This is a genomic window from Blastopirellula sp. J2-11, from assembly GCF_024584705.1.
Lineage (GTDB): Bacteria > Planctomycetota > Planctomycetia > Pirellulales > Pirellulaceae > Blastopirellula.
Genome location: NZ_CP097384.1, coordinates 2,798,671 through 2,824,386 on the forward strand (window position 1 = coordinate 2,798,671; position 25,716 = coordinate 2,824,386).

At 58.0% G+C, this 25,716-nt stretch carries 17 protein-coding genes; 7 read left to right on the plus strand and 10 right to left on the minus strand.

Going from position 1 to position 25,716, the window contains the following annotated elements; all coding sequences use genetic code 11:
• Window positions 1–15 precede the first annotated feature (15 nt).
• Complete coding sequence (locus M4951_RS11400; protein WP_262026608.1) at window positions 16–567, minus strand: DUF6924 domain-containing protein; 552 nt, start codon at window positions 565–567, stop codon at window positions 16–18.
• 231 nt (window positions 568–798) lie between these two features.
• Here M4951_RS11400 and M4951_RS11405 point away from each other — a divergent pair, with 231 nt between their 5' ends.
• The 4 genes from M4951_RS11405 to M4951_RS11420 all read left to right on the plus strand — a co-directional run bounded on the left by M4951_RS11405 (window position 799) and on the right by M4951_RS11420 (window position 7,028).
• Complete coding sequence (locus tag M4951_RS11405) at window positions 799–1,194, plus strand: hypothetical protein (RefSeq protein WP_262026609.1); 396 nt, start codon at window positions 799–801, stop codon at window positions 1,192–1,194.
• A 111-nt stretch (window positions 1,195–1,305) separates the two neighbouring features.
• Window positions 1,306–2,262, plus strand: coding sequence for a DUF1559 domain-containing protein (locus M4951_RS11410; RefSeq protein WP_262026610.1), 957 nt, complete (start codon window positions 1,306–1,308; stop codon window positions 2,260–2,262).
• A gap of 237 nt (window positions 2,263–2,499) precedes the next feature.
• Complete coding sequence (locus M4951_RS11415) at window positions 2,500–5,562, plus strand: PSD1 and planctomycete cytochrome C domain-containing protein (RefSeq protein WP_262026611.1); 3,063 nt, start codon at window positions 2,500–2,502, stop codon at window positions 5,560–5,562.
• 53 nt (window positions 5,563–5,615) lie between these two features.
• Window positions 5,616–7,028, plus strand: a complete 1,413-nt coding sequence (locus M4951_RS11420; protein WP_262026612.1) for a DUF1501 domain-containing protein — start codon at window positions 5,616–5,618, stop codon at window positions 7,026–7,028.
• A gap of 104 nt (window positions 7,029–7,132) precedes the next feature.
• Here the strand turns inward: M4951_RS11420 and M4951_RS11425 are convergent, their stop codons facing one another.
• The 7 genes from M4951_RS11425 to queG all read right to left on the minus strand — a co-directional run bounded on the left by M4951_RS11425 (window position 7,133) and on the right by queG (window position 17,524).
• Window positions 7,133–9,763, minus strand: a complete 2,631-nt coding sequence (locus M4951_RS11425; protein ID WP_262026613.1) for a HEAT repeat domain-containing protein — start codon at window positions 9,761–9,763, stop codon at window positions 7,133–7,135.
• A 498-nt stretch (window positions 9,764–10,261) separates the two neighbouring features.
• The gene (locus M4951_RS11430) at window positions 10,262–12,448 is read right to left on the minus strand and encodes a G8 domain-containing protein (protein WP_262026614.1); all 2,187 of its coding nucleotides are present in this window, start codon (window positions 12,446–12,448) and stop codon (window positions 10,262–10,264) included.
• Between the two features lie 120 nt (window positions 12,449–12,568).
• Complete coding sequence (locus tag M4951_RS11435) at window positions 12,569–13,084, minus strand: hypothetical protein (protein WP_262026615.1); 516 nt, start codon at window positions 13,082–13,084, stop codon at window positions 12,569–12,571.
• 58 nt (window positions 13,085–13,142) lie between these two features.
• Complete coding sequence (locus tag M4951_RS11440) at window positions 13,143–14,099, minus strand: DUF1559 domain-containing protein (protein WP_262026616.1); 957 nt, start codon at window positions 14,097–14,099, stop codon at window positions 13,143–13,145.
• A gap of 358 nt (window positions 14,100–14,457) precedes the next feature.
• Window positions 14,458–15,195: a class I SAM-dependent methyltransferase gene (locus tag M4951_RS11445; protein WP_262026617.1), complete on the minus strand. Its 738-nt coding sequence runs from the start codon at window positions 15,193–15,195 to the stop codon at window positions 14,458–14,460.
• A 33-nt stretch (window positions 15,196–15,228) separates the two neighbouring features.
• A complete protein-coding gene (locus M4951_RS11450) occupies window positions 15,229–15,696 on the minus strand; it encodes an Rrf2 family transcriptional regulator (protein ID WP_262026618.1) in 468 nt (155 codons plus the stop codon).
• Window positions 15,697–16,366: 670 nt separating this feature from the next.
• Complete coding sequence (queG, locus tag M4951_RS11455) at window positions 16,367–17,524, minus strand: tRNA epoxyqueuosine(34) reductase QueG (protein WP_262026619.1); 1,158 nt, start codon at window positions 17,522–17,524, stop codon at window positions 16,367–16,369.
• Between the two features lie 103 nt (window positions 17,525–17,627).
• Between queG and M4951_RS11460 the strand changes: the two genes are divergently transcribed.
• From M4951_RS11460 to dusB, 3 genes are all read left to right on the plus strand, one after another.
• Window positions 17,628–18,224 carry a hypothetical protein gene (locus M4951_RS11460; RefSeq protein WP_262026620.1) on the plus strand — a complete coding sequence of 199 codons (597 nt, stop codon included), beginning with the start codon at window positions 17,628–17,630 and terminating at the stop codon, window positions 18,222–18,224.
• Between the two features lie 166 nt (window positions 18,225–18,390).
• Complete coding sequence (locus tag M4951_RS11465) at window positions 18,391–18,915, plus strand: hypothetical protein (protein WP_262026621.1); 525 nt, start codon at window positions 18,391–18,393, stop codon at window positions 18,913–18,915.
• Window positions 18,916–18,971: 56 nt separating this feature from the next.
• Window positions 18,972–20,057, plus strand: coding sequence for a tRNA dihydrouridine synthase DusB (dusB, locus tag M4951_RS11470; protein ID WP_262026622.1), 1,086 nt, complete (start codon window positions 18,972–18,974; stop codon window positions 20,055–20,057).
• A 7-nt stretch (window positions 20,058–20,064) separates the two neighbouring features.
• Here dusB and M4951_RS11475 read toward each other — a convergent pair whose 3' ends face one another.
• Window positions 20,065–21,564, minus strand: a complete 1,500-nt coding sequence (locus tag M4951_RS11475; RefSeq protein WP_262026623.1) for a hypothetical protein — start codon at window positions 21,562–21,564, stop codon at window positions 20,065–20,067.
• Between the two features lie 280 nt (window positions 21,565–21,844).
• Window positions 21,845–25,657: a HEAT repeat domain-containing protein gene (locus M4951_RS11480; RefSeq protein ID WP_262026624.1), complete on the minus strand. Its 3,813-nt coding sequence runs from the start codon at window positions 25,655–25,657 to the stop codon at window positions 21,845–21,847.
• Window positions 25,658–25,716 lie beyond the last annotated feature (59 nt).

Here is a 25,716-nt window from a genome sequence, read left to right on the forward strand (position 1 = left end):
GCCGCTGGTGCTTGGTTATTCAGGAAAGCCGCGGAAGACGCCGTCTGAATCGGCGGCGCGGGTGAAATCTTCGAAGTCCATGTTGGCGATCGACAGATTGTTTTGGATCGCTTGAATCGTGGAGGGAACCGCGCGCAGCGTCTGGATGTCGGACGGGGGCGTTTGTTGCGGCGTTCGTTCGTAGTCCGCCGCGTTCACGCTATTGGGCGAAAAACCGATGACCAGGATCGGATGCTCTTCATCGCTTAGCGTGGTTGCATCGACCGCGAAACAAAAGAAGCCTGGGTAGTCGTCCGGCAGCGCATGGATCAGCTCGGTCGGGGCGAGATCGGCGAATTGCTGATCATCTTTGAAGTGGACATACGCGTAGAAGTCGATCCCCACGATGGAATCGCGCTGAGGCGCCGAGACCTGTTCGCAGACCGCCGACCACTTTTCGTCGTCGGTGAAGTCGGTGCGGATCATCCACGGATCATGTTCGTTGGGGTCGTACATCGGACCTAAGGGAAAGCCGCAACCGACCAGCAGCGTAACGACCACAGCGAATGTCCGGTTGGCGTATGTCATGGTTTTTCGGATGACTTGTTGATAGATCGTTGCTTCCTATCAGCCATGCTTGATATTTATGCCAGTCTCGTTCTTGCAGAAATGTAGAGATTCTCACAAACCGTCAGTTTGTACGAAAAGGAGTGATTGAAAAGTATTGCAATCGAGAAAAAACAGGTGTAGGTTTGACGGGCATTAAGATTTTACAAAGTTGCGCGAATTTTATTTCCCCATCTGGCGGAGGGGTCTTGCATGGCTGGATATGTTGCGCGAATTGGGATCATGCTCCTGATCGGCTTCGGAGCCGGGTGTTCAGAAAATCCGAAGTCTCCCATCGTTCTGGGGAAAGTAACGATCGATGGCAAAGCGATCGCCGATGGTTTAATCACCTTCACGCCGTTAGAAAGCGGAATGGGGACATCGAGCTCGGCGGTCATTAAGGATGGTCAATACCGCGCGGATGACGTGTCGGTTGGTCGCGTGCTCGTCCGATTTCATGCGATGAAGGAAACAGGCAAGACGTATCTCGAATTTGGCAAAGAGTATCCGGAGACGGTTAGCATTATTCCGCGGAAGTATGACATCGGAGAGGAGATAACGGTGCCCGAGGGCGAGACGATTCGCGACTTTGAACTTACCTCCAAATAACAAGGATGTGCGAGATCGGCGACAGCTTGAGACCTCAAGCAGGCTTCCCTTCATTCCAGTGCTCTTTCGGGTTTGCAATCTTTCTCATCTCTTCTAATCGGAGACCTTCTTGTGATTCGCAAAACATCTCGCGGGTTTACGCTTGTAGAGCTTTTGGTGGTGATCGCCATCATTGGGGTTTTGATCGCACTGTTGTTGCCTGCGGTTCAGCAAGCGCGCGAAGCGGCCCGGCGCATGCAATGCACCAACAATCTCAAACAGCTTGTTCTTGCTACGCACAACTATCACGATACGCATCTGGTGTTTCCGCCAGGGGTGGTGCAAAACAACATCGACGCCGAATTCGTCAATCCTCGCCTAACTTGGGGTATTCATCTTTATCCCTATTTGGAAGCGGGAAACATCTACGATGATTTCGACTTCAATCAGACCGGCATCGTCTGGATCAATACGGCCAATTCCGGTGGTCCGACGCGACCGGTGGGCCAGGTCCTTTCGATGATGCAGTGCCCTAGCGACGGCGTGGGAGCCGATACTTATGAACACCCCTCCTTTCCCGACAACGTGTTCGCCAGAGGAAACTACGCGGTGTTCTTCGGAAATCTGACGAAGGGAGATACGCGAACTCTATCGACAAATCATCTGCCGGCCGCATTTGGGTATCGAACGGTGAAGATGGCGTCCATTATCGACGGCACCAGCAACACCATGGCGTTTGGCGAATTGTTGAAAGGGGTCGGATCCATCTCTGACTCGATGCGTGGTTCGTACTGGTATGATTTTCCCGGAGCGGCTTGGATCTTTACGCGTGAAATTCCCAATACGAGCGTGCCTGACTCGATCCGCAGCTCCAGTTGCGGAACCGCCGCGAATAAGCCCGATTTAAATTTGCCCTGCGTCGGCGTCAACGGCGCCGGCGAAACGGCAGCGTCGCGGAGTCGGCATCCGAGCGGAGTGGAAGTCGGAATGTGCGACGGTTCCGTCCACTTTATCTCGGAAACCATCGGCCTCGAAGTATGGCAAGCCTTAGGTTCTCGAGCCGGCAACGAGACGTTCTCTCTGCCTTAAGAAAATCGCGCCCGCGTCGTCACCACGCTTGTGGTGACGACGGCGGATGCGGATCTGGCGCGGGGCCCCCTGATTGCTTTGGAGACGAAGCAACTTTGCGCGCCCCGTTGTTTTCCTTGTAGGCTCCCTCTTCGCCCATTAGACTGCATTACTACTGGCTCAGTTCGACGAATAAGCACGATTGATTTTCCTTCCCGCCTCCCTTTCCCTGCCCTTTCTTTCAGCTGGCCTCCAAGCATGATCGTTGCCCGAATGATGCGATTTGCAACTTTGCCGCTCATCTTGGTGGCGATGGTTTCGTACGCCGTCCCGCTGCAAGGCGCTGACCAAGCGGCGGACGATGTCGACTACACGCGTGACATCAAACCGTTGCTCTCCAACAGTTGCTATACCTGTCACGGACCGGATGAAGGAACGCGGGAAGCGGATGTTCGGCTGGACGTGCGCGAGGTCGCGATCGACAGTGTGATCGTCCCCGGCAAGCCAGGTGAGAGCGAGTTGGTGGCCCGCATCGCGAGCGACGATCCCGATTTGCAAATGCCGCCGGCAGATTCAAGTCGTCCCCGGTTAACGCGCGACGAAGTCGATCTCATTCGCCGGTGGATCGCCCAGGGCGCCAAGTACGACGAGCATTGGTCGTACGCGCCTCCCAAGGCGGTCGAGCTTCCGCAGGAAAACTCCCTATCGCCGATCGACGCTTTCATCGATCAACGTCTCGTGGAAAAAGGGCTGGAGCCTGCGGCGAAGGCCGATCCGCGCACGCTCATTCGCCGGCTCTACTTCGATCTAACCGGGCTGCCGCCGACGCCGTCAGAAGTCGCCGCCTTCGCCGCCGATCCATCCGACGCCGCATATGCGGCGCTGGTCGAAAAGCTGCTGGCCTCGCCGCGCTTTGGCGAACGGATGGCGATATATTGGCTCGATTTAGTGCGTTACGCCGATTCGGTCGGGATTCACGGCGATCAAGAGTGGAGCATGTCTCCGTACCGTGACTACGTCATTCGCTCGTTTAACGAGAACAAACCGTTCGACCAGTTCACCATCGAGCAATTGGCGGGCGATTTACTTCCCCACGCGACTCGAGAGCAGCAAATCGCTTCTGGCTATAACCGTTTAAACATGATTACCGCCGAAGGGGGCGCTCAAGCGAAAGAGTACTTGGCCAAGTATGCGGCCGATCGCGTTCGCACGACGAGCACCGTTTGGCTTGGCGCGACGATGGGATGCTGCGAATGCCACGATCATAAGTTTGATCCCTACACGATCAAAGAGTTCTACCAGTTCGCCGCCTTCTTTGCTGATTTGGAAGAAAAAGGAGTCTATGCCGGCAGTAGTCGATCGAGCTATTGGGGCCCGAGTATCCCGGTACCCAGTCCGCAACAGGAGACGCGGTTACAAGAACTCGATCAACAGATCGCGACGCTCCGTCAAACTCTGGAGTCGCCCACGCCAGAGTTGGTGAAATCGCAAACCGCATGGGAAGCCAATCTTCCGGATGATCCGTCGTGGCGAGTACTTCAGCCGACCAGCATGAAGTCGCACCCCGAAGTCGACTGGAAGACGTTGGAAGATGGATCGCTGCTGGCCACCGGCGCCAATCCAGAGAAGCCGACCTACGAACTCGAATTCACCACCCAACTAACGACAGCGACCGCAATTCGGCTGGAAGTTTTGCCCCATGATTCGCTGGCGGCCGCAGGACCTGGTCGAGCAGGCAACGGCAATTTTGTCCTGAACGACATTCAATTGGCGATCGACGGCAAGCCTGTCGCTTTCCAAACGGCGACGGCGACCCATTCGCAGTCAGGTTGGCCTGTCGCTAGTCTGCTGACAAGCGATAAAAAGGATGGCTGGGCCATCTTGCCAGACATCGGCAAGGCCAACGAAGCGGTCTTGGAGCTACCGGCTGATTTGGCGCTTTCTCCGGCAAGTAAACTGACCCTGACCATGACACACAACCACGGCAGCAGTCATGCGATCGGAAGGTTGCGGGTCGCGCTGGTCGATGCTCCGCGACCCGTTAAGGCGAATCAGGCGATGGGCGTACCCGCCGAGATTCGCGATATCGTCGAGACGCCTGATGCGAAACGAAACGAAACGCAGCAGAAGCAACTGGCCGCTTACTATCGCACGATCGCCCCGCAGTTGGATCACACGAGGAAAGAACTCGCGGAGCGAACCGAACAGCGCAAACAACTGACCGATTCGATGACGACGACGCTCGTTTCCGTTTCCACCGAGCCGCGCACGATGCGCGTCTTGCCGCGGGGAAATTGGTTGGACGACAGTGGGGAGATTATCGAGCCAGGGGTTCCTGGTTTTTTGGGATACGATTTAGAAACCGACGGTCGGCGCGCGACGCGGCTTGATCTGGCCCAGTGGTTGGTGGATCGTCGCAATCCTCTGACGGCCCGCGTCTTTGTGAATCGCTTGTGGCAGTTGACGTTCGGACGCGGACTGGTCTCGACCGCAGACGACTTTGGCTCGCAGGGAGCGATCCCCACGCATCCGCAACTATTAGATGCGTTAGCGACCGAGTTTGTTGACAGCGGCTGGGACGTCAAGCAGATGATGCGCCGTCTGGTTCAGTCGCAGGCTTACCAGCGATCGTCGGCACGAACGGCCAGTCAAAAGCAGAAAGACCTGAGTAATGCGTTTCTAGCGGCTCAGTCGGCGCATCGACTTCCGGCCGAAATGATTCGCGATAACGCGCTAGCGGCCAGCGGTTTGTTGGTCGAACAAGTCGGCGGCGAAAGCGCTCGCCCTTATCAACCGGCCGGGTATTGGTCGCATTTGAACTTTCCGAAGCGTGAGTACCAGCGCGATCACGGCGGGAACCTTTATCGGCGCGGCCTCTACACGCATTGGCAGCGGACCTATTTGCACCCGAGCCTGGCCGCGTTCGACGCGCCGACGCGGGAAGAATGTACGGTTCGCCGGAACATTTCCAATACGCCGCAACAGGCGCTCGTGCTGATGAACGATCCGACCTATGTCGAAGCGGCCAGGGCGTTGGCCATTCGTCTGCTGCAAGAGGGAGGCGACACGCCGCAGGCGAAGATCCACTTTGGCATGCAAGCCGTTCAGCAACGCGACGCGACCGCAGCAGAAACCGAGATTCTTACCGCAACCTATCAGAAGCATCTCCAGCAATATGGCAGTGATCCGCAGTCGGCTCAACAACTGTTGAGCGTCGGCGAATACGTCACGCCGGAAGGGGTCGACCCTGTCGACCTGGCGGCGTGGATGTCGGTCAGTCGGATCCTGTTGAACTTGCATGAGACGATCAATCGCTATTGATTCCGCTGGATCGTCAACGGCTCGGCGTGATCCATTTTCCCTTAGGCGACCTTATGTTTTCTCAATCCGCAGCTTCCCTTCGGCAAACGCGACGCACCTTTTTAGGCCACGGCATCGCCGGGCTCGGTTCGGCGGCGCTGGCGTCGCTGATGACGACCGATTCGGTCCGTGCCGACCAACAGCCAGGCGCCTTCCCGAATTTTGCTCCGAAAGCGAAACGGGTCATCGTTCTCTGTCAGGCCGGCGGGCCATCGCACTTGGAGACATTCGACGAAAAACCAGTGCTGAAACGGCTCGACAATCAGCCGATGCCAGAGTCGTTCACCCAAGGGCAACCGATCGCGCAGTTGCAAGGACAGCAACTCAAGTGCTACGCGCCGCGATTTGACTTCAACCGATACGGAGAGTCAGGGCAAACGATCGCCTCGCTCTTCCCGAAGATGGGTGAGATCGCCGACGATCTGTGCATCATCAACTCGATGGTGACCGAGCAGATCAATCACGATCCGGCCCATACGTTCATGAACACCGGCACGTCGATCTCGGGCCGACCTTCGATGGGCTCGTGGGTGCAATATGGCTTGGGAAGCGAAGCGGACGATCTGCCGGGCTTCGTCGTCCTGACGTCGATCGGCAAAGGAGGCCAGGCCCAACCAATCGCCGCTCGGCAGTGGCACAGCGGATTTCTCCCCAGCCGTCATCAAGGGGTTGAGTTCCGCTCGGCCGGCGATCCGGTCTTGTATGTGAATAGCCCCCCCGGCGTCACCGCCGCACGGCAGCAAGACGTGTTCGACGCGGTCAACCAAATGAACGCGCTGCGCCAACCGACGCTCGACGATCCGGAAATCGCAACCCGGATCGCACAGTACGAGCTGGCCTTCAAAATGCAGACCAGCGTCCCCAGCTTGATGGATGTCTCCGGCGAACCGCAGCACGTCCTGGACATGTACGGAACGCAAGGAGGCGACGGAACCTTCGCCGCGAATTGTCTGCTCGCGCGGCGCCTGGCCGAGCGCGGCGTCCGCTTCATCCAGCTCTATCATCGCGGTTGGGATCATCACGGCGGACTCGAACGCGGCATGCAAATCTGCGCTTCCGAAGTCGATCAAGCCTCCGCCGCCCTGGTGACCGACCTCAAGAACCGAGGCATGCTGGACGACACGCTCGTCGTCTGGGGCGGCGAATTCGGCCGCACCCCCATGGCCCAAGGGAGCGGCCGCGACCATCACATCAAAGGTTTTTCCATTTGGATGGCCGGCGGCGGAATCCAAGGCGGACTCAAATACGGCAAGACCGACGACCTCGGCTACAACGCCGCCGAAAACATCGTCCACGTCCACGATTTCCACGCAACGATGCTGCACCTGCTAGGGATCAACCACGAAAAGCTGACCTACCGTCACCAAGGAAGAGATTTTCGTCTAACCGACGTGCATGGGCACGTGGTGCATGACATTCTGGCGTGATGGTGACTTTATTCTTTCGCAATGTTCAGCGAGCCTGAAAGAATCGGAACGTTCGGCGCGTTCCGATTCAGGTTTATCTTACCCGCATCTTGGAAGCAAAATGTTCACTTGAGGCCCCACTCGGCGGCGGCCTGTGGATCGATTTGACGCGCGGCCCATGCAGCGGCGACGCCGAACGCGCGGGTATCGCGATAAGCAACTTCGGCGAGCAGCGGGATTGCCGCCTTGGCGGGGGGCCCAATTCGGCCCAAGGCCCACGCGATATGCTGACGATCACCGCGACCCTCGCAATCTTCGACAAAGGGAGCCCGCTCGGGCTTCAACTGCCGCATCAGCTCGGTCGCCACGTCGCGATTTTCTTCGAGCCGCCAAATCGTGAGGCCTGCTACACCGCTAAAAATGCCGCCATCGCTCCGCTTGAGTTGGCCCCACAGCGCCGGAAGTTCCTCGTGGGCCCGCGGTCCGATCAGCGGCAGCAGCAGCGCCGCGGGCATTCCATACGCGGTTTTGTGCCCGTGCAGGAAGGGACCAAGGGCCCCGCCAACCGACCCCATCTCGCGGACTGTTTGCGCCGGGGCGACGCGGGCATCCACCATGATCGCCGGGATGAGCGGCGACTGCGTCAGCCGCCACAAAGCGTGGACGATCGCTTCGTGCTCGCGCCCACGATGGAACTCGAGGCGGTGGCGTTCGTGTAAGAGCAGCAGCAGCGGAGCAGCCGACTGCGCGGGCAGTGGTCCCTCGCCAAACTCCAGAATCCTCTCCGCATCACCACGGTTCCCAAGCCCAAAATGCTCCGAGTCCGCCACATAGTCTGGCAGTGTTCTTCGAATCGACGACGGCCGCGCCGCGGACGGCGGATCGATGTTGGCGTCGTAGGGTGGCGTCCAGAGCGCCGCACCTTGGGTCACGCGCTGGGCATAGGGAGCGGTGCTGGCGATCGCAGCTCGCGTGCTCTTCGGCATGTCGGACAGGTCCGGTCCCAGCCGCACGCCGATCTGCCGAATGGCGAACTCCGCGGCGAGGGAAGCTTCGCTCGCATCGCGCGGGGTCGCACGGAGAGCCTTGACGATCCGGGGTGCTGATTCTCGCGTCGCGACGCGGCCCAACGCTCGAGCTGATGAACGACGGATTCGCCAGCTCGGCGAGTCGAGCTGCTTGAGCAGATCGTCCGTGGCCGAGGCGGCAGGCGGACCGATTGCAGCCAGCACGTCCGCGGCCAGCCGGGCCGGTTCGAACTGGTCGTCGTCGAAAGTCCTGATTGGGGCGGGTGGTCGGCTCAGGAGTTGGGCGAGCTGGTCAACGTGGGCCTCAACCCTTTCGGCCTCCTCAATCAGCACATGGGACACGTTTCGCCGGCAGAAGCCGTTGGGGCTGTCGCCCATGAGTTCGACCAGCCACGCGATCGGCCGCGGCTGCAGCTGCTTGAGTTGATGCCAGCTTGTTTCGAACTGGTTGTCTGGGCCCGGCAGTTTTGGCTCAATCAGTTTTCGAGCGGAATCCAAGCGACGGGGCGTTGGCTCAAGGCAATACAGGGCGACCGCCAGATCGATTTCGCGGCGATCGAGAGTCATTTCACTCAGCGGGCCGATCGCTTCGTTGGCGGCAGGGCCGATCGCGCGGAGCGCTTCAACGGCACAGATCCGCACTCGTCCACGGGGATCGTCGAGGCAGACAATCAGCGCAGGCACAGCGGGCGCCGCAATTGGGCCAAGTTCCTCCAGGAGCTCGGCAGCCAGTTCTTTCGAGCGCACGTCGTCGCTCCTGAGCACCTCGATCAAAGAGGGCGCCGCCTCCGCACCCCAGGACCGAATCGCGATGGTCGGTGGACCTGAGGCATCGCTGGCTCGGTTGCGGGTCATGGCAAATACTAGCTCGACCACTACGTCTGGACTGTAGGTGCGCACCAGTTGTTCGGCGGCGATGTAATCTAGGTCGCTGGACGCTCGCTCAATCAGCTCGCCAGCCGGCGTCGGAAGCTCAGCGCCGCGAATCTGGGACAGCGCCAATCTGGCGATCGCGGCAATTCGTTCATCATTTTCGTCGTTCAGCAGTTCGGTCAGCGCTTTCTCGATGTTCGCTCCCTGGGCCTGACGTGCGCCCAAGCAGGCGGCGGCATAACGTCGTGTAATTTCGTCCTGGCTGGCCAAGAGCGCCAGCAAATCAGCATCGGCTTGAGGCGGCAAGTCAACGACGAAGAAGGGATTGATTCGCAACAGAGCGGCGACCGCGCGACGCCGCATCGCCGGGGCGCCCTCTTCCGCCGCCAGCTTTTGCAGATCCGCCGCCGCTTGGTGGGCCTCAAAACCGATCGCGCCTAGCGCATCGACTGCGTGCGGCGCCAGTTCAGCATGTGTCAGCAGCTTTGCCAGCGATTCAATCGTCGCCGCCTCCGGTGGATGCAGTTTTGCGAGCTGAATGATCGCCTCGCGCTGAGAGTCGACATCGTCGCCAGCGAGTATTTGCTGCAGCTCCGCCGGGGAAAGTTGATCCACCTTGGCGGCAGGCGGAAGCTGAGCGGTCGCGGGGGCAGGTTGATCTAGCCGGCTCTGCTGGTCTAGCTCCCACACTTTCCGTACCAGCCCGAAATAGAGCCCCGCAGCCGCCACGATGCCGACGAGCACGATGCCTTTCACCAGCCAGGGCCGCCGCCGGGGTTCATCCGGCTGGTTCTGATGTTGGATCAGCTTGTGGAGCTGACGCCGTTTTTCTGCGCTGTCGTCGCTCGGCAGCATGCAAGGCGATCTCCAATGGCCCTAAAGAATTCCGCGCCGGTCTTTCCGTGCGTATCAACCGGGATTTCACATTTGGGTTGAACCAAATCGAGTCTGGAATCGCTCCAAGCCTATTCCCCTCCGCATCTTAGCATCGGGCCCCGCCATGTCTAGGGTTTGGGGGATTTCTGAAATTTTTCCGCCACGGAAGCCTCCGCTCGCCTTAGCCATGCCAAGCAAAATGGATAAATAAGGGACGCGGGTGAATGACGCTGTCGAAATGGAATGTGCGCGTAAGTTGATCTTGGCTTGAGCGGAATTTCTTTCCTCGTCCAATCACGAAAAGCGGACCTACCGTCAACAAGGGAGAGACTTTCGTCTGACCGACGTGCATGGGCACGTGGTGCATGACATTCTGGCGTGATGGTGACTTTATTCTTTCGCAATGTTCAGCGAGCCTGAAAGAATCGGAACGTTCGGCGCGTTCCGATTCTGGTTTATCTTACCCGCGTCGCGTTGCTAGTGTCCTGCGTGGGAAGTCGTGACTTGATGTCCACCGCTCGATGGGCCCGAGCCCTCTTGCTGGTGGTAGTGCAGGATGTGCCCTTTGGTTTCGGAATTGCCGTTCTCATCTTCGGCATGAGCGGCAATTTTAACGGGGGCGCCTGGCTTCACTTGCAAGTCAATGGTCCAGTCCATTCCAGCGGGGTCGATCAAGCGTGCAGGCGCGCCATTCACGAGGATCTGCTTGACATCGTAATTGTCGGTCGTCAGCCCTTGAACACGGATCATGCCGCTGGAAATCGGTTGAACAGACGTAATGACGGTAATGGGGGGCTGATCATCCACAGGCTCGAGGTCGAAGTAGTCTTCAACTCCATATTTGTAGTCAGCGTCATTCGAGCCCCGCGGAAAGAATACGGTAGTGTTCACCTGCGAAAAGTTCATGCGCAGATGCTCGTGCCGGTGCATGACGCAACGCCATAGCCCGTATGCACAATCGTGTAGTTGGGCATCTTGGATCTTCACGCAAGGAGAGCCGATGTGAAAGGCCCAGTGAGAATCCCATATCTTCGTATTGCGAAGGATAAACGGGTGCTGGTAATCAGGTCCTACCCCTTCCACGTCGCTGTCTTTGTCTTGGAATCTTCCACCCGCGAATCCGCCCAGGTTGACGGCGAATAGTCGCTGGCAATGAGCTTCGTTGCTGTCAAATCGGATGAACGGCAAAGTCCGAATATCGACTTTTTGGAAGGCGCCGTCAGACTGGAGAATTTTCAGATTCGGGTCGAAGTCGTCTCGTTCGACCACTTCCAGTCGAAATCCGTCTTCATCACATTCCGCCGCGACGTTTCGAGTAAACGTATTTAGGCTATTCGCCCACCAGAAGCCGGATCCGAGATTGTTGTCGAAGGGCAAAACCTGTTCCGGCAACGGATCTCCATCCAAAGCTTGAACCGCCAGATTGCGATCGAAGATGTTGTAGACTTCCGTTCCATCTTCCAAAAAATAACCGTGACCAACGCTCTTGTAGCCGACGCAATCTTTCACCACCAGGAACTGCGTCCCATGAATCGTGATCCAGCGGTTATGACTGTCCCACACGGACAGGCCAATCAAGCTGCTCCCGCGCATCGATTGATCGACCAGATGATAGTGAATTGGGTACTTTCCTAGCACGCCGCGTTTTCCGAGATGACGAAACTCGGCGTAGCTAATCCCGCCGGCGGAATTATTGTGGTACATCGTGTGTCCACGGATTCCATCGGGATTCGCGGATTCCACCACGACGTTTCGTGACAGATTCGCAACCTCCGCGCGGTATTCGCCTGCGCCTAAATGATCAAACGCCAGCGGTTTGTCGAGACTGACGATCTGCAGTTTTGAATCGATTCCGCCCCACTTACGCATTCGCGTAATGACCCGTTCTTCGGTCGTGGGGTTATCCGCTACGGAATTGTCATCTCCGTCTCGGCGATGACGCGTGCCGATGTAGCCGAATTGACGTGTGGTGCCGGTGATGATGATTCGATCTCCTACTTTCCACCCCGGCAGAGAAGCAGGCATCACCAGTCGAGATTCGCCCACCTTCGCCGTCTGGTAAGGAAGCTTGATCCAAGTGCGCTCTAGCGGAGCGCCATGGATGTCCATTCGTCCGCCGCAACAGACAATCGCAGGACAGGTATTGGGATCCATCCCCTCTAGATAATGCAGGCGAATCGTCGCCTTATATTCGGCGGACAAGGGAGCTTCCGACGTGCCGATCTCCAAGGCGGCGCGGGAAGCAGGTTTTACGTCATGGTCGTGTCCCGCTTCGTCAGGAGCATGCTGACAATCAAACCCTGCTTCGCTGTATTGTTCGTTCGCTTCAATGCGAATCAGGCCGACTTCCAGACGCGTATCGCGATCGGGGGCGAACTTCAAAGTTCCGGCGATCTGAACGCCGCGAATGACTTGATCAGAATCGACATCATACAGGACCTCATGTCCGTGTCGAATCACGACGCGATCACCCGCTTGAGGAACTTTCCCTTTTTCCCAAGTGGTCGCCGCAGACCAGGGCCCGCTGGCGGCCGTGCGAAGAACGTCTGGCGATTGCTGCGCCATCGTATGATGATGCTTGTGATCCTCGGCGGATGCGACAGCGATGTTGAAAGAAGTGAGCGTCAGGAGAAACGACGCGACACGAAGCGATTTCATGATCATAAAATTTGTTTCCGTATCTCTGGAGAGAGAGAAGCGTACTTGGAGAGAATTGTCAGGGGGCGGAGATCAACGAATGACCTCAAGTGTTGGTGAGATGACAGTGCAGTTGGGAAGGTCGCACTAATCCACTTGGTCAAAATCAGCGGAATCTGTACGAGGACGACGCGTGGCGAGTCGGACCCCTGCCATGGTCAGAGGCGCCAACTCGGTGGTGTTTTCGTCGATCGAAACGTGCAGATTCGATTTGCCGGGCGCTGCGTAACGGCCGCCCAATTTGTCATGCGGATTGGATGAGTCGGGATTGTCGAACCACAACACGGAAAGATCGTATTCGCCTGCGGGGATTCCATCGTCCGACTGATAGGTCGTCATCGAAAATTGACCATCCTGCCCGACGATCGCACGAGGGCGCGTTCCGCGGACGTCAAATTCTTCTCCATTGGCTGGGTGAAAGACCAGCATTGCGCCTTCGGCAGGTTTGCCGTTGATCGCAAAGGTTCCCTTAACAGGGATTAACTCGGGGCGCGGCTCTTCCGGCTGACCGCAACCGGTGAGGACCGTAAAAGCCAGGCTCGCGGCAATTAGGCCCGCGCTTCGTTTGGCAGTACAAGCGGCGAATGCAAGCGGAATCAACATAAAATAGTTCCTACAGGAAGGCGATTGAGATCGTGCAAAGGAGTTGCTGGACGGTCGTCTAGTCTTCACTGAAGACTTCTCCTCCGCTGTAGGTGCACAACGCGATAAAGACATTGTTGTTGGTCGTGTCGCTCAAGAATCGAACCGATCCATCCGTCAGGGCGACTTCGATTCCGCCGGTATGGAAACTAAGCGGATTGGCCCACTTGTTCGAGGCGTTGATAAAGCGCGGGCCTTTTTTGGTTACCCCGTCATCTTCAAATCCATACATCCAGCCAGCTGAGGGGCCGGCCCAATAGTCAAACCAGCCGCCAAACTCCGGATTCGCGCTGATCAGTTCTCCATTGTCGCGATGCAGCCATTGGGCGCGACCGGCCGATTCGTGCACGATAATCGTGTTGGTCGTTCCATCTGTAATGTCCCGGAACTTGCGGCCCGTTCCGCCGCCGCCGAAGACGCCCAGATGATTCGTGCTGCCTGCGCCGGGTGCATAAATCGCATGGGTGCTGCTATGGATTCCCCGTTGGCCTGCATAGTCGGTCGTCCAGCCTCCGCGATCAGAATCGATATTAAAGCCGGACGAGTCGCGATAACGAAGCTCGGGAGTCAGTTGCGTGCCTCCCGGAGTCGATGGGCACTCAAAAACGTTTAACTTCGTTTCGATCGCTTCTTGATTCTTGACATCAAAAAACGCGTAGTTTTGGTCATAGAGATTCGCCAGCGCAGATTGCTCAAAGTACGGCAACAAACAGGGGATCCAGCTGTTGTAGTAATAGTTTCCGTCAGGATACTCGGAGACGTACGACTCCAGCGGGAAAGTGCCGTGCGTTCCTGCATAGTTGTGTAACGCCAGCCCAATCTGCTTCAGATTATTGCTGCACTGCATCCGCCGTGCAGCTTCGCGAGCTTGTTGAACGGCAGGTAGCAAAAGCGCAATCAGAACGCCGATGATCGCAATGACCACGAGCAATTCGACGAGCGTAAATCCTCGCGGGGACTGGTGTGGGCGTGACATCCAATAGCCTTTTCAATCGACGGAGAGGGGGAGCGTAATCCTGAGCCCCAAATGGCCTTGCGAGCGACGGATCTGGGATCAAGTTAAACGGCAAATTGACTTGAGAATCAGTATCAACTAGGTCCAGTCTAGCCGATTAGAGAAAAATGACAACCTGTGACGTCTGATTTTCCGACATCACTGGTGTGGATCTGTCGAAGCGAGCGTAAGCGTGCCCCGCTTCTGCATGGCCACAGAAATTGCGAACCGACTTGCCGACGGTGCTTTCGCGTCTGGACGTAGTCCAAAGAATGCAACGGGCTGGATTGCCGGCGTTGTCTGAAAAACGCGCTGTTGCGTCCCGACCCCACCGGTTAGATTAATCTTTGTCAGCGACGACCATGTAATGGCGCGGCATGGTCTCTGGTGCGACTTGAGCGCGAAAGCCTGCGGCTTCGAGTTCTTGTTTGACCTGTTCCGGGGGGACGCGCATTTCTTTAGGCGGTCCGATCTCTCCATCGATTACTGACTCGACGATAACAAGTCTGCCGTGTGGTTTGAGTGCTAGAAAGATCTTCTTGGCATAGTCCAAGCGTTCGCCCATGTGATGCCAAGTGTCGAGAATTAGGATCGCGTCAGCACTCTCGTTAGGCAGATGAGGGTCATTGGGACTGGCTTTCTGCGGTATGACTGTCGCCGGTCGCAGTTCCTCAACGCGGTTTGAAAGGTACGCGAGCATCGCGTCCTCGGTGTCGACGGCGATGACCGTTCCCCCCTTGCCTACCGCATTGCTTAAGTGCGCCGCCATGTAGCCTGTCCCGGCGCCGATATCCGCGACCGTCGCCCCCGGTTTTAAAGCCAGCGCCGCAACGATTTCCTCCGGGTGTTGCCATTGGTCCCGTTGCGGATCGTTCCATTTCTTGGCAAGTTCTGCGGGGTCAGCGAAGGCGTGGTGATGATGGTGATCTTCGTGCATGGGTTGTTTTTCCTGTCTGGATTCCTGCGGGCTGGCCTTGTCGTCGTGGACCTCCGTCATGGCGGTTTCTTTGCGCTGGCTACAGCCTGCGATGCTGACCGCAATGGAGATTACGAGAATGAGAATGGCGCGGTTCTTCATTGGACTGTCACCGATTCATGGGGCTCTGTTCGTTCAAGAGGCATCCTGCGCTTCTTGACATTTAGGGGACTTTTCACGAGCAATGAGGCGAGCCTGATAGTCGGCGCTCAGCATGGCCAGCGTGACTTCGCCCAGGCGCGAGAGCAGTAACTCCTCGGCGTCATCAAACGTCTGTTGCAAGGCGGTATTTACGGCTTGCTCAACCAGACAGCCGGGCGCTTCCGTGCGATTGCCGATAGCGAGCAGCGAAGGGCTGCCCAACGCAACATAGATATCGCGTAGCGTCACCTTCGATAGGTCGCACGATACCGTCCATCCGCCGCCGTGCCCCTTTTCCGATTGCACATAACCTTGCTGCCGGAGGCCGGCCATGATTCGTCGGATTACCACCGGATTGGTGCCCATCATTTTGGACAAGTCTTCCGAAGTAACGGGCTTCGCCTGCTCGGCCATGTGGAGCAGGATGTGAAGCACGCCCGATAATTTGCTGTCGCGTCTCATGTAACTTATGATATTACATGAAGTGCCCCGGCGTCAAGCGGCCGCGGCCGCTTCATTTAACGCGGGCACATTTATTGCTCGGAAGAGGTCGCACCGACACTCGCCGAGCTCGATTTTATCGATTGACAAAACGCACGGAGTTCGGGTCGATTACAGAGGGCAGATTCGCCGTCCAATTGCAATTGTGCGTCCGAAAGTGGAGACCATACGTCGTTCAACATGGCCGTTTCTAAAATCAGCTCAGCGTGATGACGCAGCTCTAGATTTGCTTGCGATCGCATTGCGCGCAAAGGGAACGATTTCATGGTCGTCATTCGGGCCCATGATCCGCCGCGAAAAAAAACGTCGCGGTCCAGTCCACACTGTGAAATCTATCACGAAGTCGGAAACCCGAACGTCGAAGGAAGTGCGAATGAACGTTGGAACGGTCCGGTCCAAGGATCCATCGCAAAAAAAACGTGCTGCAGTCCACTGCCCAAAAAAAGCGAAGCGGTCCAGTCCCAGGTTTCGATCCGAAAAAAACGTGTGGCCGAGTCCACCCCGTCTCCCAGAAAAAAAGAGGGCCAGCCTCAGTCCACTCGGCAGTCTAGAAAAAACGAATGCGGTCCGGTCCTACGGTCCCACGAGAATGGGCAAGTTGGGTAGCTTTGTTTGGAGCGGCTTTGCCAATTCACGGCGCTAGATTGCGACAGCCCCGTTCTTGGAGTCCCAAGAGGATCTCTTCGACGACTTCTGGATCGGTTTCGATCGTTGCCCGGTTTTTTAATGCTTGTCGCGAAGCGTCGCAGTCATACTTGCCGAGCGCCCAAGCCGCCGCGCCGCGGATCAGCGGTTCCTGATCGTTTAACCCTTTTATCAAAGCGGCCGCGGCAGCCGGGGTTGGTCGATTGCCGAGCGCGATCGCGGCGTTGCGGAGTAGCCCGCGGCGTCGTGGACGCCAGATCGGCGATTTGCGGAAGCGGCTGCGGAATGCGTCGTCGTCGAGATCGAACAGGGGGATTAGCTCGAGTGGGTTCGATCCGTTTTGAGGGATGAACGTTGGCTCGACGCTCAGAGGCGCTTTGCTGTTCCAGGGGCAAACGTCTTGGCATAGGTCGCAGCCGAAGACCCACTCGCCGAGACCAGGGCGCAAATCGCGCGGGATCGGGCCGCGGAGTTCGATGGTGAGATAACTGATGCAGCGGGTTGCATCTAAGACGTGCGGCGCCGGGAACGCATCGGTTGGGCAGACGTCGAGACACGCGGTGCAGGTGCCGCAGTGGCTCGCGTCATGCGGATCGTCGTAGTCGAGTTCGATCGACGTGAGCAGCGCCGCTAAGAAGAAAAGACTGCCGGCATGTTTGTTGAGCAGCAGCGTGTTTTTGCCGATCCAACCGAGCCCGGCGAGTTGGGCGAAGTCGCGCTCTAGCAGCGGCGCGGTGTCGACGACTCCGCGGATGTTGGCCTCGGCCGATAGTTGTTGAAACTCCCGTTTGAGTTGTTTGAGTTTGCCATGGATCAGGTCGTGATAGTCGACTTCCCCCCACGCGTAGCGCGAGACGCGCCCCTGCCCTGTTGCGGTTGGCCGGGGATCATCCGTGCGATACGGCAGGGTCAGCATCACGATGCTGCGAGCGCCGGCCAAAACTTGGCCGGGGTCAGCGTAGGCTTCGGCCCGGTCGGCTAGATATTGCATTTCGCCGGCGTATCCGGCGGCGAGCCAATCGCGGAACGCATCGATGCCGGTCGGCGATACGGCGGGGCAAACGCCAACATGTAGGAATCCGAGTCGACGCGCAGCTTCCTTTAACGAATGCGTGAGCGTCGATGGTTGGGGGAAACTCTTCAAGCTTTTGGGTTGACTGCTAGCTGATCGTAATTAGCGTGGAACTAGTGGAGGTATACCGTCCACGATAGTGCTTATCGCCCCCCCTCGACAAGCGAGTCTCCCAATGTTGCGTCCCCTTTTGTTCAGTTTGATCGCGGTTGTCGGCCTGTCGGTGGTCAGTTCGAGTGCCGAAGCCTACTTCCCTGGAACCTTTGGACCGCGCGTCGGTTACCGGGGCTTTGGAATCACCAACTTCGGCGGCCCTGGCTTTGGTTACGGCAGTTATGGGTATGGGTATGGCTACGTTCGCGGCAATGTGCCGACGCCTCCCTACTTTGCGCTGCATCCGCCGGTCTATTATTCGCACTCGGTCGCGCGACCTTATGGGATCAGCCCGTTTCCGATCGGTTCGTACCAGCCTTCGCAGCGGGTCGTTTATACAGCGCCGACCCCGGAGCCGCAGGTCGTGATCAATCCGTACGTGACGACCGAAGCGCCTGTCGCCGAAGAAGCCCCGGCCGATGTGGTCGAACCGGCCGAAACGACGGCGATCGATGCCGAAGCAGTGGAGCAGCCGGCTGAAGAAACGACCGAAGAAGCGCCGGCCGAAACCAACGAAGCCGCTGCTAGCTACTGGCCGGCCCCGCAAGTGGTGATCAACCCGTTTGTCGATAGCGACGCGGCCGTGCCGGTCAGCTTTACCAAAATTGTGACTCCGTAGTCAGATTTTGGATAATTCCTCTTGGTCGGCGCCAGCGATCTAGCTATCCTTCGCGTGCTTGCATCGACCCACTCAATCCGCTCGCCGTAACTTCCAAGCGAAAACGACGAGCGTTCGCGTACGGCTCGTTCATCCAACGAGACGATTAAGGGGAAAGGAATTCCCGATGAATCGAATATTTCTGGGGCTGGCGTTCGCTGCGTTAGGACTGACGCTCGGCTGCCAAGGAAAAAACGCTCAGCTTAATCCATTTTCGGCCTATGGCCCGCAGCGCGTACCGCCGCCGGCGACCGGCAGCTATGCTCAGCCGGGGACGACGGCGCCTTACTATCAGCCGACGGGTCAGCCGAGCGCGACGCTCGGTGCGCCAGCCGCAGGAACGTATGCACCGCCAGGCGGAACGTTGGCGCCGCCACCGGGAGCATCGCCTTATGGGGCTCCGCCGGCCCAATATCCTGGGACCAATGCACCACCGGCAACGTGGACGCCGCCGGCGGCCAGCAACATGCCGAGTTCGGGGATCAACGAGGCTGGCTCCTCCCAGATCCAGTTGACGAGCGCCAACGAGCCGCTCCCGGTTCCATCGGTCACGACTGCGGTTCCGGCGACAGGTTCCTCTTCGCTGCAAACGCAAGGGATGGCGCCCAACGAGCCTGCCGGCGGATTGAACTGGAACGCCGTCAGTCAATAGCGACTGCGGCAAGCGCGGCTTGACGTCAAGCGGCATGGCGCCGACGATAGAGCGTTATGAACGATCCCGCTGAAACAACTTTGCCGCCTGTCATTGTGAAACCGCTGAAAATCGGCGATCTGGTCATCGATCCGCCGATTCTACAAGCGCCGATGGCGGGCTACACCAACTACGCTTTCCGGCAGATCGTCCGCGATTATGGGGGCGTGGGACTGCAGGCGACCGAAATGGTCAGCGCTCGCAGCTTTGTCTGGCTCGATCAACAGGCCGAGTTCCCCGACCGTCTGTGGGGGATCGAAGATGAGCCGCGGCCGTTAGCGGTTCAGATGTGGGATAACGAGCCGGACACGATGGCTCGCGTTGGAGAACGGCTGGTCGAAGAATTTCAGGTGAGCGTTGTCGACATCAATTTTGGCTGCCCAGTCAAACAGGTGACGCAGTCGGCCCATAGCGGATCGTACTTGCTGCGTTGGCCCGAAAAGATGTTCTCGATCATTCGCCGCGTCGTCGAGGCCTGTGCTCCGACCCCGGTGACCGCCAAGATTCGCTTGGGTTGCAGTCGTGACAAGATCAACGCCAACGAGATCGCCCAAGTGGTTGAAGAAGCGGGCGCCGCCGCACTCACCGTGCATGGCCGAACCGCCGCCGATTTCTTCAAAGGGAGCGCCGACTGGGAAAAGATCTCGGAGATCAAACCATATCTGAAAAAGATCCCGTTGATCGGCAACGGCGACTTGGATTCGGCCGCTAAAGTGGTCGAAGCGTTCCGCAGTTACCAGGTCGACGGCGTGATGATCGCGCGGGCCTGTTTGGGGCGACCATGGCTGTTCGCCCAAGCCGCCGCCGCGCTGCGGGGAGAGCCGGTTCCGGCCGATCCGACCCTCGCCGAGCAGCGGATGTGTCTGCTGCGGCACTATGATCTGGTGGTGCAGCGATTTGGGATCGAAAAGGGAACGATGCTGATGCGGAAGTTCGCTTGCTGCTACGCACAAGGAATGTACGGTGCTCGCGCGTTTCGAACGCGGGCGGCGAAGGTTTCGTCACCGGCCGAGTTCTACGAGATTGTCGAGAATCTCTTCCCGCGCGATCCCGAAGTCGACGCGGCCGATTCGGCCAGCGCTGAGTTGGCCAGCGGGTCGTAAACGCGGACTACTCGGCTTCGACCAGTTCTTCTTCGTTGGCTTCTTCCGGTTGCAGGATCGTGCAGAAAGCATGGAAGCCGGGGAAGAAGTTCGGGGAGGAGACCGGCTCGTGAATGACCGATTTCTCGCTCCCTTGCCGCCAAATATGGAACGTCCCTTCCTGGATGTCGAAGTTTTGAATCTGGTTCCAAGGGACTTGCACCGGCGCTTTTTTGCCGCCAAAAAATGAGGTCGGAACGAACTCGATACGGTCGTTGTAGAAGGTGATATTGGGGGTCCAAGCGACAGGGCGCCCCTCGGCGATTTCACGCAGCATTGCCGAGCCGACTACCCCAGAGACGTGAGAGCGGAGCACTTCCAGATCGTCGTCGGCGCCTTGAACGTTGGCGCTGTAACTGATATTTGCGGCTCCAGAACCGGGACGCGGTTCGAAAGACATCTGCGTTTGCGTGCCGGTATAGGCGCCGTTGTGGTACATCCGCGTCGCCGAGTAAGTGAAGGACTCGACATCTTCGTAACGCATTTTTTTCTCACCGGTAATGCCCGATTGATAGACTCCCTGCTCGTGACAGCGAAACGCGGTACGCTCGCAATAGAAATAGACGAACACGCTGAGGCCGATCACGCCCAGCGGCGCCGCGATCCCGAGCAACGGATGTACGAAGAACAGCAAGGTGGACGCCAGGGTGAACAGGATTGCAAGCGCCCAGCCGATCGCTTTGAACCGCGTCGCCCGCTCGAAGAGGATCCGACCAAGTCCGCCGCTAGGGGCGGCGTCGGCGTCGCGCTCAGGAATCATTTTTCCCAGTAACCGAATCAGCAAGTACGAGTTCCGTCCTTTAATCGGAAAGCGGATCGAAGCATGTTCGTCTTCCGTGCGCCAGATGCAGACTTCATCCCCAAACACATCGACGGCAAGCAACTGTTCAAAAGGGATCAAGCTCTCTTGCGAAGCGCCGGTTGCAAGCGCGGTTGGGCTGATCGCCCAGCCCTCGCCGGCCGCGTGTTCGCCGCGGTCGAGCGATTCGGTCGCGCGCTGCTCCAGCATGTCAAGCAGCCGATTGTGCAGATTGACAATCTCGTCAGGCTGGTCTTCTTTGACGCGATAGTTCATCACGATCGGCTTGTCGCGATCGGCGACCCAGTAGCGAACATCGCGCTGCACGCCGGCCGCATTGCCGTTGTTAAAGACCTTCTTGTCCCACAGCGACATCGCCAAAACGTCGCCGTCCGAGAATGTATGATCTTCTCCTGCTTCGTGGAGGGTGAAGCCTTCGCCCAGATCGGTGCACCAAAGACGCGAGCGACGTTTGGCGAAAGCGATCGCTTCGATCAACCCGGTGACGGCAATGCCCCCGTAAAAGAAAACGTCATCCCAGACATCCGCCTTCTGAATGCTAAGCACGATCCCCGCAACGATCAAAATGGGGCCGATGGCGCGGAGGAGATGAAAGACCCACGAGATTTTGCCGCGAACCAGGACCCGCTCTGAAGTGGAATCAGACATGACGCGCCTTTCCTGCATGAAGAGAAGATGAAGAGCACCGAAACAGAAAGAGGTCGATGCGGTTCTTATATCGCAGGCGGAGAGCGATTGCAAATATTTGAAGGGGGGCAGTTCTTTGTAGCCCGATGCGCGAGCGAGGGAAAATCGCTTGGCGATTTCAAGACGGTTCGAAGTAGCCAACCGCATTTCCCTCGCTCGCGCGTCGGGCTACGAAGAGAATGGGGGCAAAAAAAAGCCGGCCCGATGGGGCCGGCTTACAAATTCAAGTGGCATCCAACTTCTACCGTTTGGTCGATGGCTTACCGGCGACTTTCGCTTCGGGCGCGGCGCCCAGGAAGGTCATCAGGTCAGCGATCTCTTCGGCGGTGAGCGGGTCGAGCAAGCCTTCCGGCATCACGCTGGTCGGGCTGGCGGCGATCTCGTCGATCTCGTTGGAGAAGATCGTCCGTTTTCGTCCATCCTGACCGGTGAGGATAATGTCGCCGTCGGTCGTGCGGGTCACGAGTCCCACATAGATTTGACCATCCATCGTGAGGACTTTACGAGCGGCGTACTGATCCGAAATTACATGCGACGGGAACAGCACCGATTCGAGAATCTGTCGTTTCTGGAAGCGGCGCGCCACTTCGGTCAGGTCGGGGCCAACCGCTTCGCCGACCGAGCCAACGCGGTGACAAGCGACGCATTGCGCTTTTTTGAAGACCGCTTTGCCGTTGGTCGAATCGCCGCCGGCAAACTTGTCGTCGGTCATGTAGTCGAGCAATTCTTCCAGGTTCCAGTTCCCTTTCGCCACATCGATCGGCTTCGCTTCCGGCATCTCGGGATGCGTCTGGGCGAACCAGTCTTGCCAGGCGACGACGCGATCGGCGATCGGCGCCGAGTTGCTGGCCGGGAATTCCCCGGTCCATTTTTCGAGCAGGCGAATCGCGTTGATGCCCCCTTCATCTTGCAGTTGGTCGGCCAGGATGATCAGCTGGCGGAGATGTTCAGGATTGGTCGAGGTCGCCGGGGCGTTGCGTAACTTGGCTAACACGGCGCTGGCGAACTCTCCTTTCAAAATCGAAAGGCTGTCCAGCAGTAATGCGAAGTTCTCGCCGGTCGGTTGTTGTGCTAGACCCATCGCGACCGAAGTACGGCGTTCTGGAAAGTCGCGATAGACCTCTCGCAGATAGGACATCATCTCTTCGTCGCCGCTTTCGGCCAGGATCGCGACGATCCCCATTTGCAGACGTTCGATCACAGCGCCTTCGCGGCCTTGCAGCTTTTGGTCGACGTCACGCAGCGTTTCGACAATATATGGAGGGCGATCTTCGGGCAGTTCAAATAACGCGGCGAGCGTTGCGTTCGGCCAAACGTCGCCCACGGTCAGCAGCAACAGTTTCTCGGTGTCATCCAGATGGCCGACAAACTGCTTGGTCGACATTTCGACATAGCCTCGCAGGCCTTCACCCCCTTCGATTTCAAGTCCCTTTTCCAGGTGGCCGATCAGCTTGAGCTTTTGCTCGCGCGTCCAGCCGGTGGGAATAAAGGTCATTTGCATCGCTAGGAACAAGCGTTCGCTGTTGGGGATATCGCTGTCGAGATGTGCGATATAACGATCGGTGATCGAGGATTCCTGCAGGAAGGCGAGCGTCTGAATGAGTTCGCGATTCATCACGTGATCGCCGGCCGGAAACTCACGGGCAACTTGTTCGCCGATCCGTCCCAGATCGGATTTTTGCAGTTCGCCCCGCAAGATGGCGACTTGAATGATACGCATGATATCTTTGAAGTCTTGGTCGTTTAGGTAGGTGTCCAGCAGTTCGCTGGCTCGATTGCAAACGGCCGTCGCACGCTCATGAGTGGGAGCTGCGGTCATCGCCGCCAGAGCGCCCATGTTGAACAAGTGAGCATCTTTGGTCGCGATGATTTCGGCAAACCATTCGTCGATCGGCTGACGTTCGAGCAAGCGTCGCGCGGCCCAAGCTTCGCGGCGATCACTGGAGGTGAGAGCCGCTTCAATAAGGCTCAACGGAACGCGAGCATCTTTGTAGGCGAGCGCTTCGCAAGCGGCGCGACGAACTTTGGGGCTGCCGTCCGAGACGAGGTCCGCGATCCGATCCATCGCTTCCTGATCGGATCGCAGGCCGAGCAATTTCAACGTCTTCAGACGCACGTCGGCGTCCGGATCGGCCGAAAGTTTCAGGAGAAATTCAATGCTGGGCGTCGGGCCATAAAGCTGCATCAGTTCCAATGCGCGAACGCGGAACTGCGATGGATTCTTTTCGGCGATCGCGACTCCTTGGACTTGCGCGTCCCAGGTATCGCCCATCGACTGTTGGATTTCGGCGATGTGCTGACGTCCCCAGGCGCTGTGCGGTTGGGGTTGGCGAACCGCAGCGGCGATGCCGGTTTCGTCTTTCAATTGGCCTGCGGGCTCCTCCCCTTTCCAGACGATGCGATACAGCCCGCCGTCGGTGCCGCGACCGCCGGTGCAGACATACAGCCAGCCGTCGGGGCCGACATCAATATCGGTCGCGTTGAACTGCTTCCCTTCCAGGAAGACTTCCTGTTGGGCTCGATAGCCGGCGCGTTCGGTAATGAATTGCAGCGTGGTGATCCGGCCATTCGACCAGTCGCAAGTGAAAAGACGATCTTGATAGCGGATCGGGAACTTCTGGTGGTCGTAAAAAACCATGCCGGTCGGCGAAGCCGCTTTGGTTTCGAGCGTAGCCGGCAAGCTGTCAATATAGAACGACGGCCACTTGGCCCAACCGCTGCGCCAGCCAAATTCGGCGCCGGGGAAGACTTGCAATACGCGCGGCGGCAAGTGCCAGACGAGCCCTTCGTCCCACTCCATGTCGGAATCGTAGGTGAAGAGATCCCCTTCGCGATTGAATGCGATGTCGTACGAGTTGCGGAGGCCGCCTGCGACGATCTCGACAAAGCTGCCGTCGATATCGGTTCGCAAAACCATGCCGCCGGGAGCTTTAACGCCGACAGCATGGCCGCCGGGATCTTCAAAGCGTTTGACCAGGTCCCCTTCGTAATAGTTGCGGTGGGGGCTGGTTTCCGAAATCTTGCCGGCCAGTTCCGTATGGTTGCCGACCGTCAAATAGATCAATCCATCCGGGCCGAGCGCCATTTGATGCGCGCCATGTTCGCCCAGAGGACCAGTGAACCGGATAAGCGTTTCGCTGATCGAAAGCTGCCCATCTTTATCTTCGTCTTTCAGGTGATACATCGCGGTCCCCTGCGGCCCTTCGCCGACGACATAGACGTCGCCGTTGAGCGGCAGGATCCCTTGTACGTTTTTGACTTCGTCGCAGTAGACGCGTGAGTTGTCGACGACGCCGTCCCCATTTTCGTCGGAGAAGAGCATCAACGGCCCTCCTTCTTGCGAAGCGACGACGCTGCCGAACTCGTTAAAGGCCATTGCGATCAATGAGCCGGTCTTTTCGGCTGAGATTACTTCCTGAATCGCGAAGCCCGGCATGATCTGAAAACGGGGCTCTTCCTGCGGTTCGGTCGACGTTGAGACGCTTGTCGCCGGCGCACCGACCGGCGGAACCGGAGCGAAGCCGTCAGCCAACCAGGGAGCGGTCGTCCCTAGCGGGCCCAATACCTGAGCTGCCGACCAAAGCGAATCATTCAATTGCAACGATTGCCATTGGGGGATGGACTGGATGCTCGTCAGCCAGGTTCCGTCAGAGACGACATCTTGGACACGGCCATTGGAGTCGGTGAACTCGACTCGAACCGACAAACCGGCCGAAGAGCCGGTGGTATTGGTGACTTGAACGCCGACGACGTTACGCCCTGCAATCAGGTGACGCGTGATGTCAATCGTGCGCATTTGTCGCCAATTAGAGCCGGAAGCGATGCGAGCTCCATTGATCCAGAGCTCATAGGCGTCATCGGCGGCGACCTGCAGGATCGCACGTTGCGATCCGCGCACGTTGATCGTCTTCCGAAAGAAGCAGCTAGAGCGAGGAACCGCATCTTTGGAATGCTGCGGGGCCCAGATCCAGTTGGCGGTCTCGGCTTGAACAGTTCCTGCTGCAATGAGCAGGAGACCGCAAGTCACGAGCTGAGTCAGTCTTTTGGCGTTCATGGCTGGTTGGAGCATTCGAGCAGTCGGCCTGTTTTCGTCGTTTCGTGTCTCTGCCCTGG

Excerpts from the sequence above, each read along its gene's own strand:
- M4951_RS11400 (WP_262026608.1), bottom strand. The coding sequence starts at position 567 with ATGACATACGCCAACCGGACATTCGCTGTGGTCGTTACGCTGCTGGTC.
- M4951_RS11405 (WP_262026609.1), top strand. The coding sequence starts at position 799 with ATGGCTGGATATGTTGCGCGAATTGGGATCATGCTCCTGATCGGCTTC.
- M4951_RS11415 (WP_262026611.1), top strand. The coding sequence starts at position 2,500 with ATGATCGTTGCCCGAATGATGCGATTTGCAACTTTGCCGCTCATCTTG.
- M4951_RS11420 (WP_262026612.1), top strand. The coding sequence starts at position 5,616 with ATGTTTTCTCAATCCGCAGCTTCCCTTCGGCAAACGCGACGCACCTTT.
- M4951_RS11425 (WP_262026613.1), bottom strand. The coding sequence starts at position 9,763 with ATGCTGCCGAGCGACGACAGCGCAGAAAAACGGCGTCAGCTCCACAAG.
- M4951_RS11430 (WP_262026614.1), bottom strand. The coding sequence starts at position 12,448 with ATGATCATGAAATCGCTTCGTGTCGCGTCGTTTCTCCTGACGCTCACT.
- M4951_RS11435 (WP_262026615.1), bottom strand. The coding sequence starts at position 13,084 with ATGTTGATTCCGCTTGCATTCGCCGCTTGTACTGCCAAACGAAGCGCG.
- M4951_RS11440 (WP_262026616.1), bottom strand. The coding sequence starts at position 14,099 with ATGTCACGCCCACACCAGTCCCCGCGAGGATTTACGCTCGTCGAATTG.
- M4951_RS11445 (WP_262026617.1), bottom strand. The coding sequence starts at position 15,195 with ATGAAGAACCGCGCCATTCTCATTCTCGTAATCTCCATTGCGGTCAGC.
- M4951_RS11450 (WP_262026618.1), bottom strand. The coding sequence starts at position 15,696 with ATGAGACGCGACAGCAAATTATCGGGCGTGCTTCACATCCTGCTCCAC.
- M4951_RS11460 (WP_262026620.1), top strand. The coding sequence starts at position 17,628 with ATGTTGCGTCCCCTTTTGTTCAGTTTGATCGCGGTTGTCGGCCTGTCG.
- M4951_RS11465 (WP_262026621.1), top strand. The coding sequence starts at position 18,391 with ATGAATCGAATATTTCTGGGGCTGGCGTTCGCTGCGTTAGGACTGACG.
- dusB (WP_262026622.1), top strand. The coding sequence starts at position 18,972 with ATGAACGATCCCGCTGAAACAACTTTGCCGCCTGTCATTGTGAAACCG.
- M4951_RS11475 (WP_262026623.1), bottom strand. The coding sequence starts at position 21,564 with ATGTCTGATTCCACTTCAGAGCGGGTCCTGGTTCGCGGCAAAATCTCG.
- M4951_RS11480 (WP_262026624.1), bottom strand. The coding sequence starts at position 25,657 with ATGAACGCCAAAAGACTGACTCAGCTCGTGACTTGCGGTCTCCTGCTC.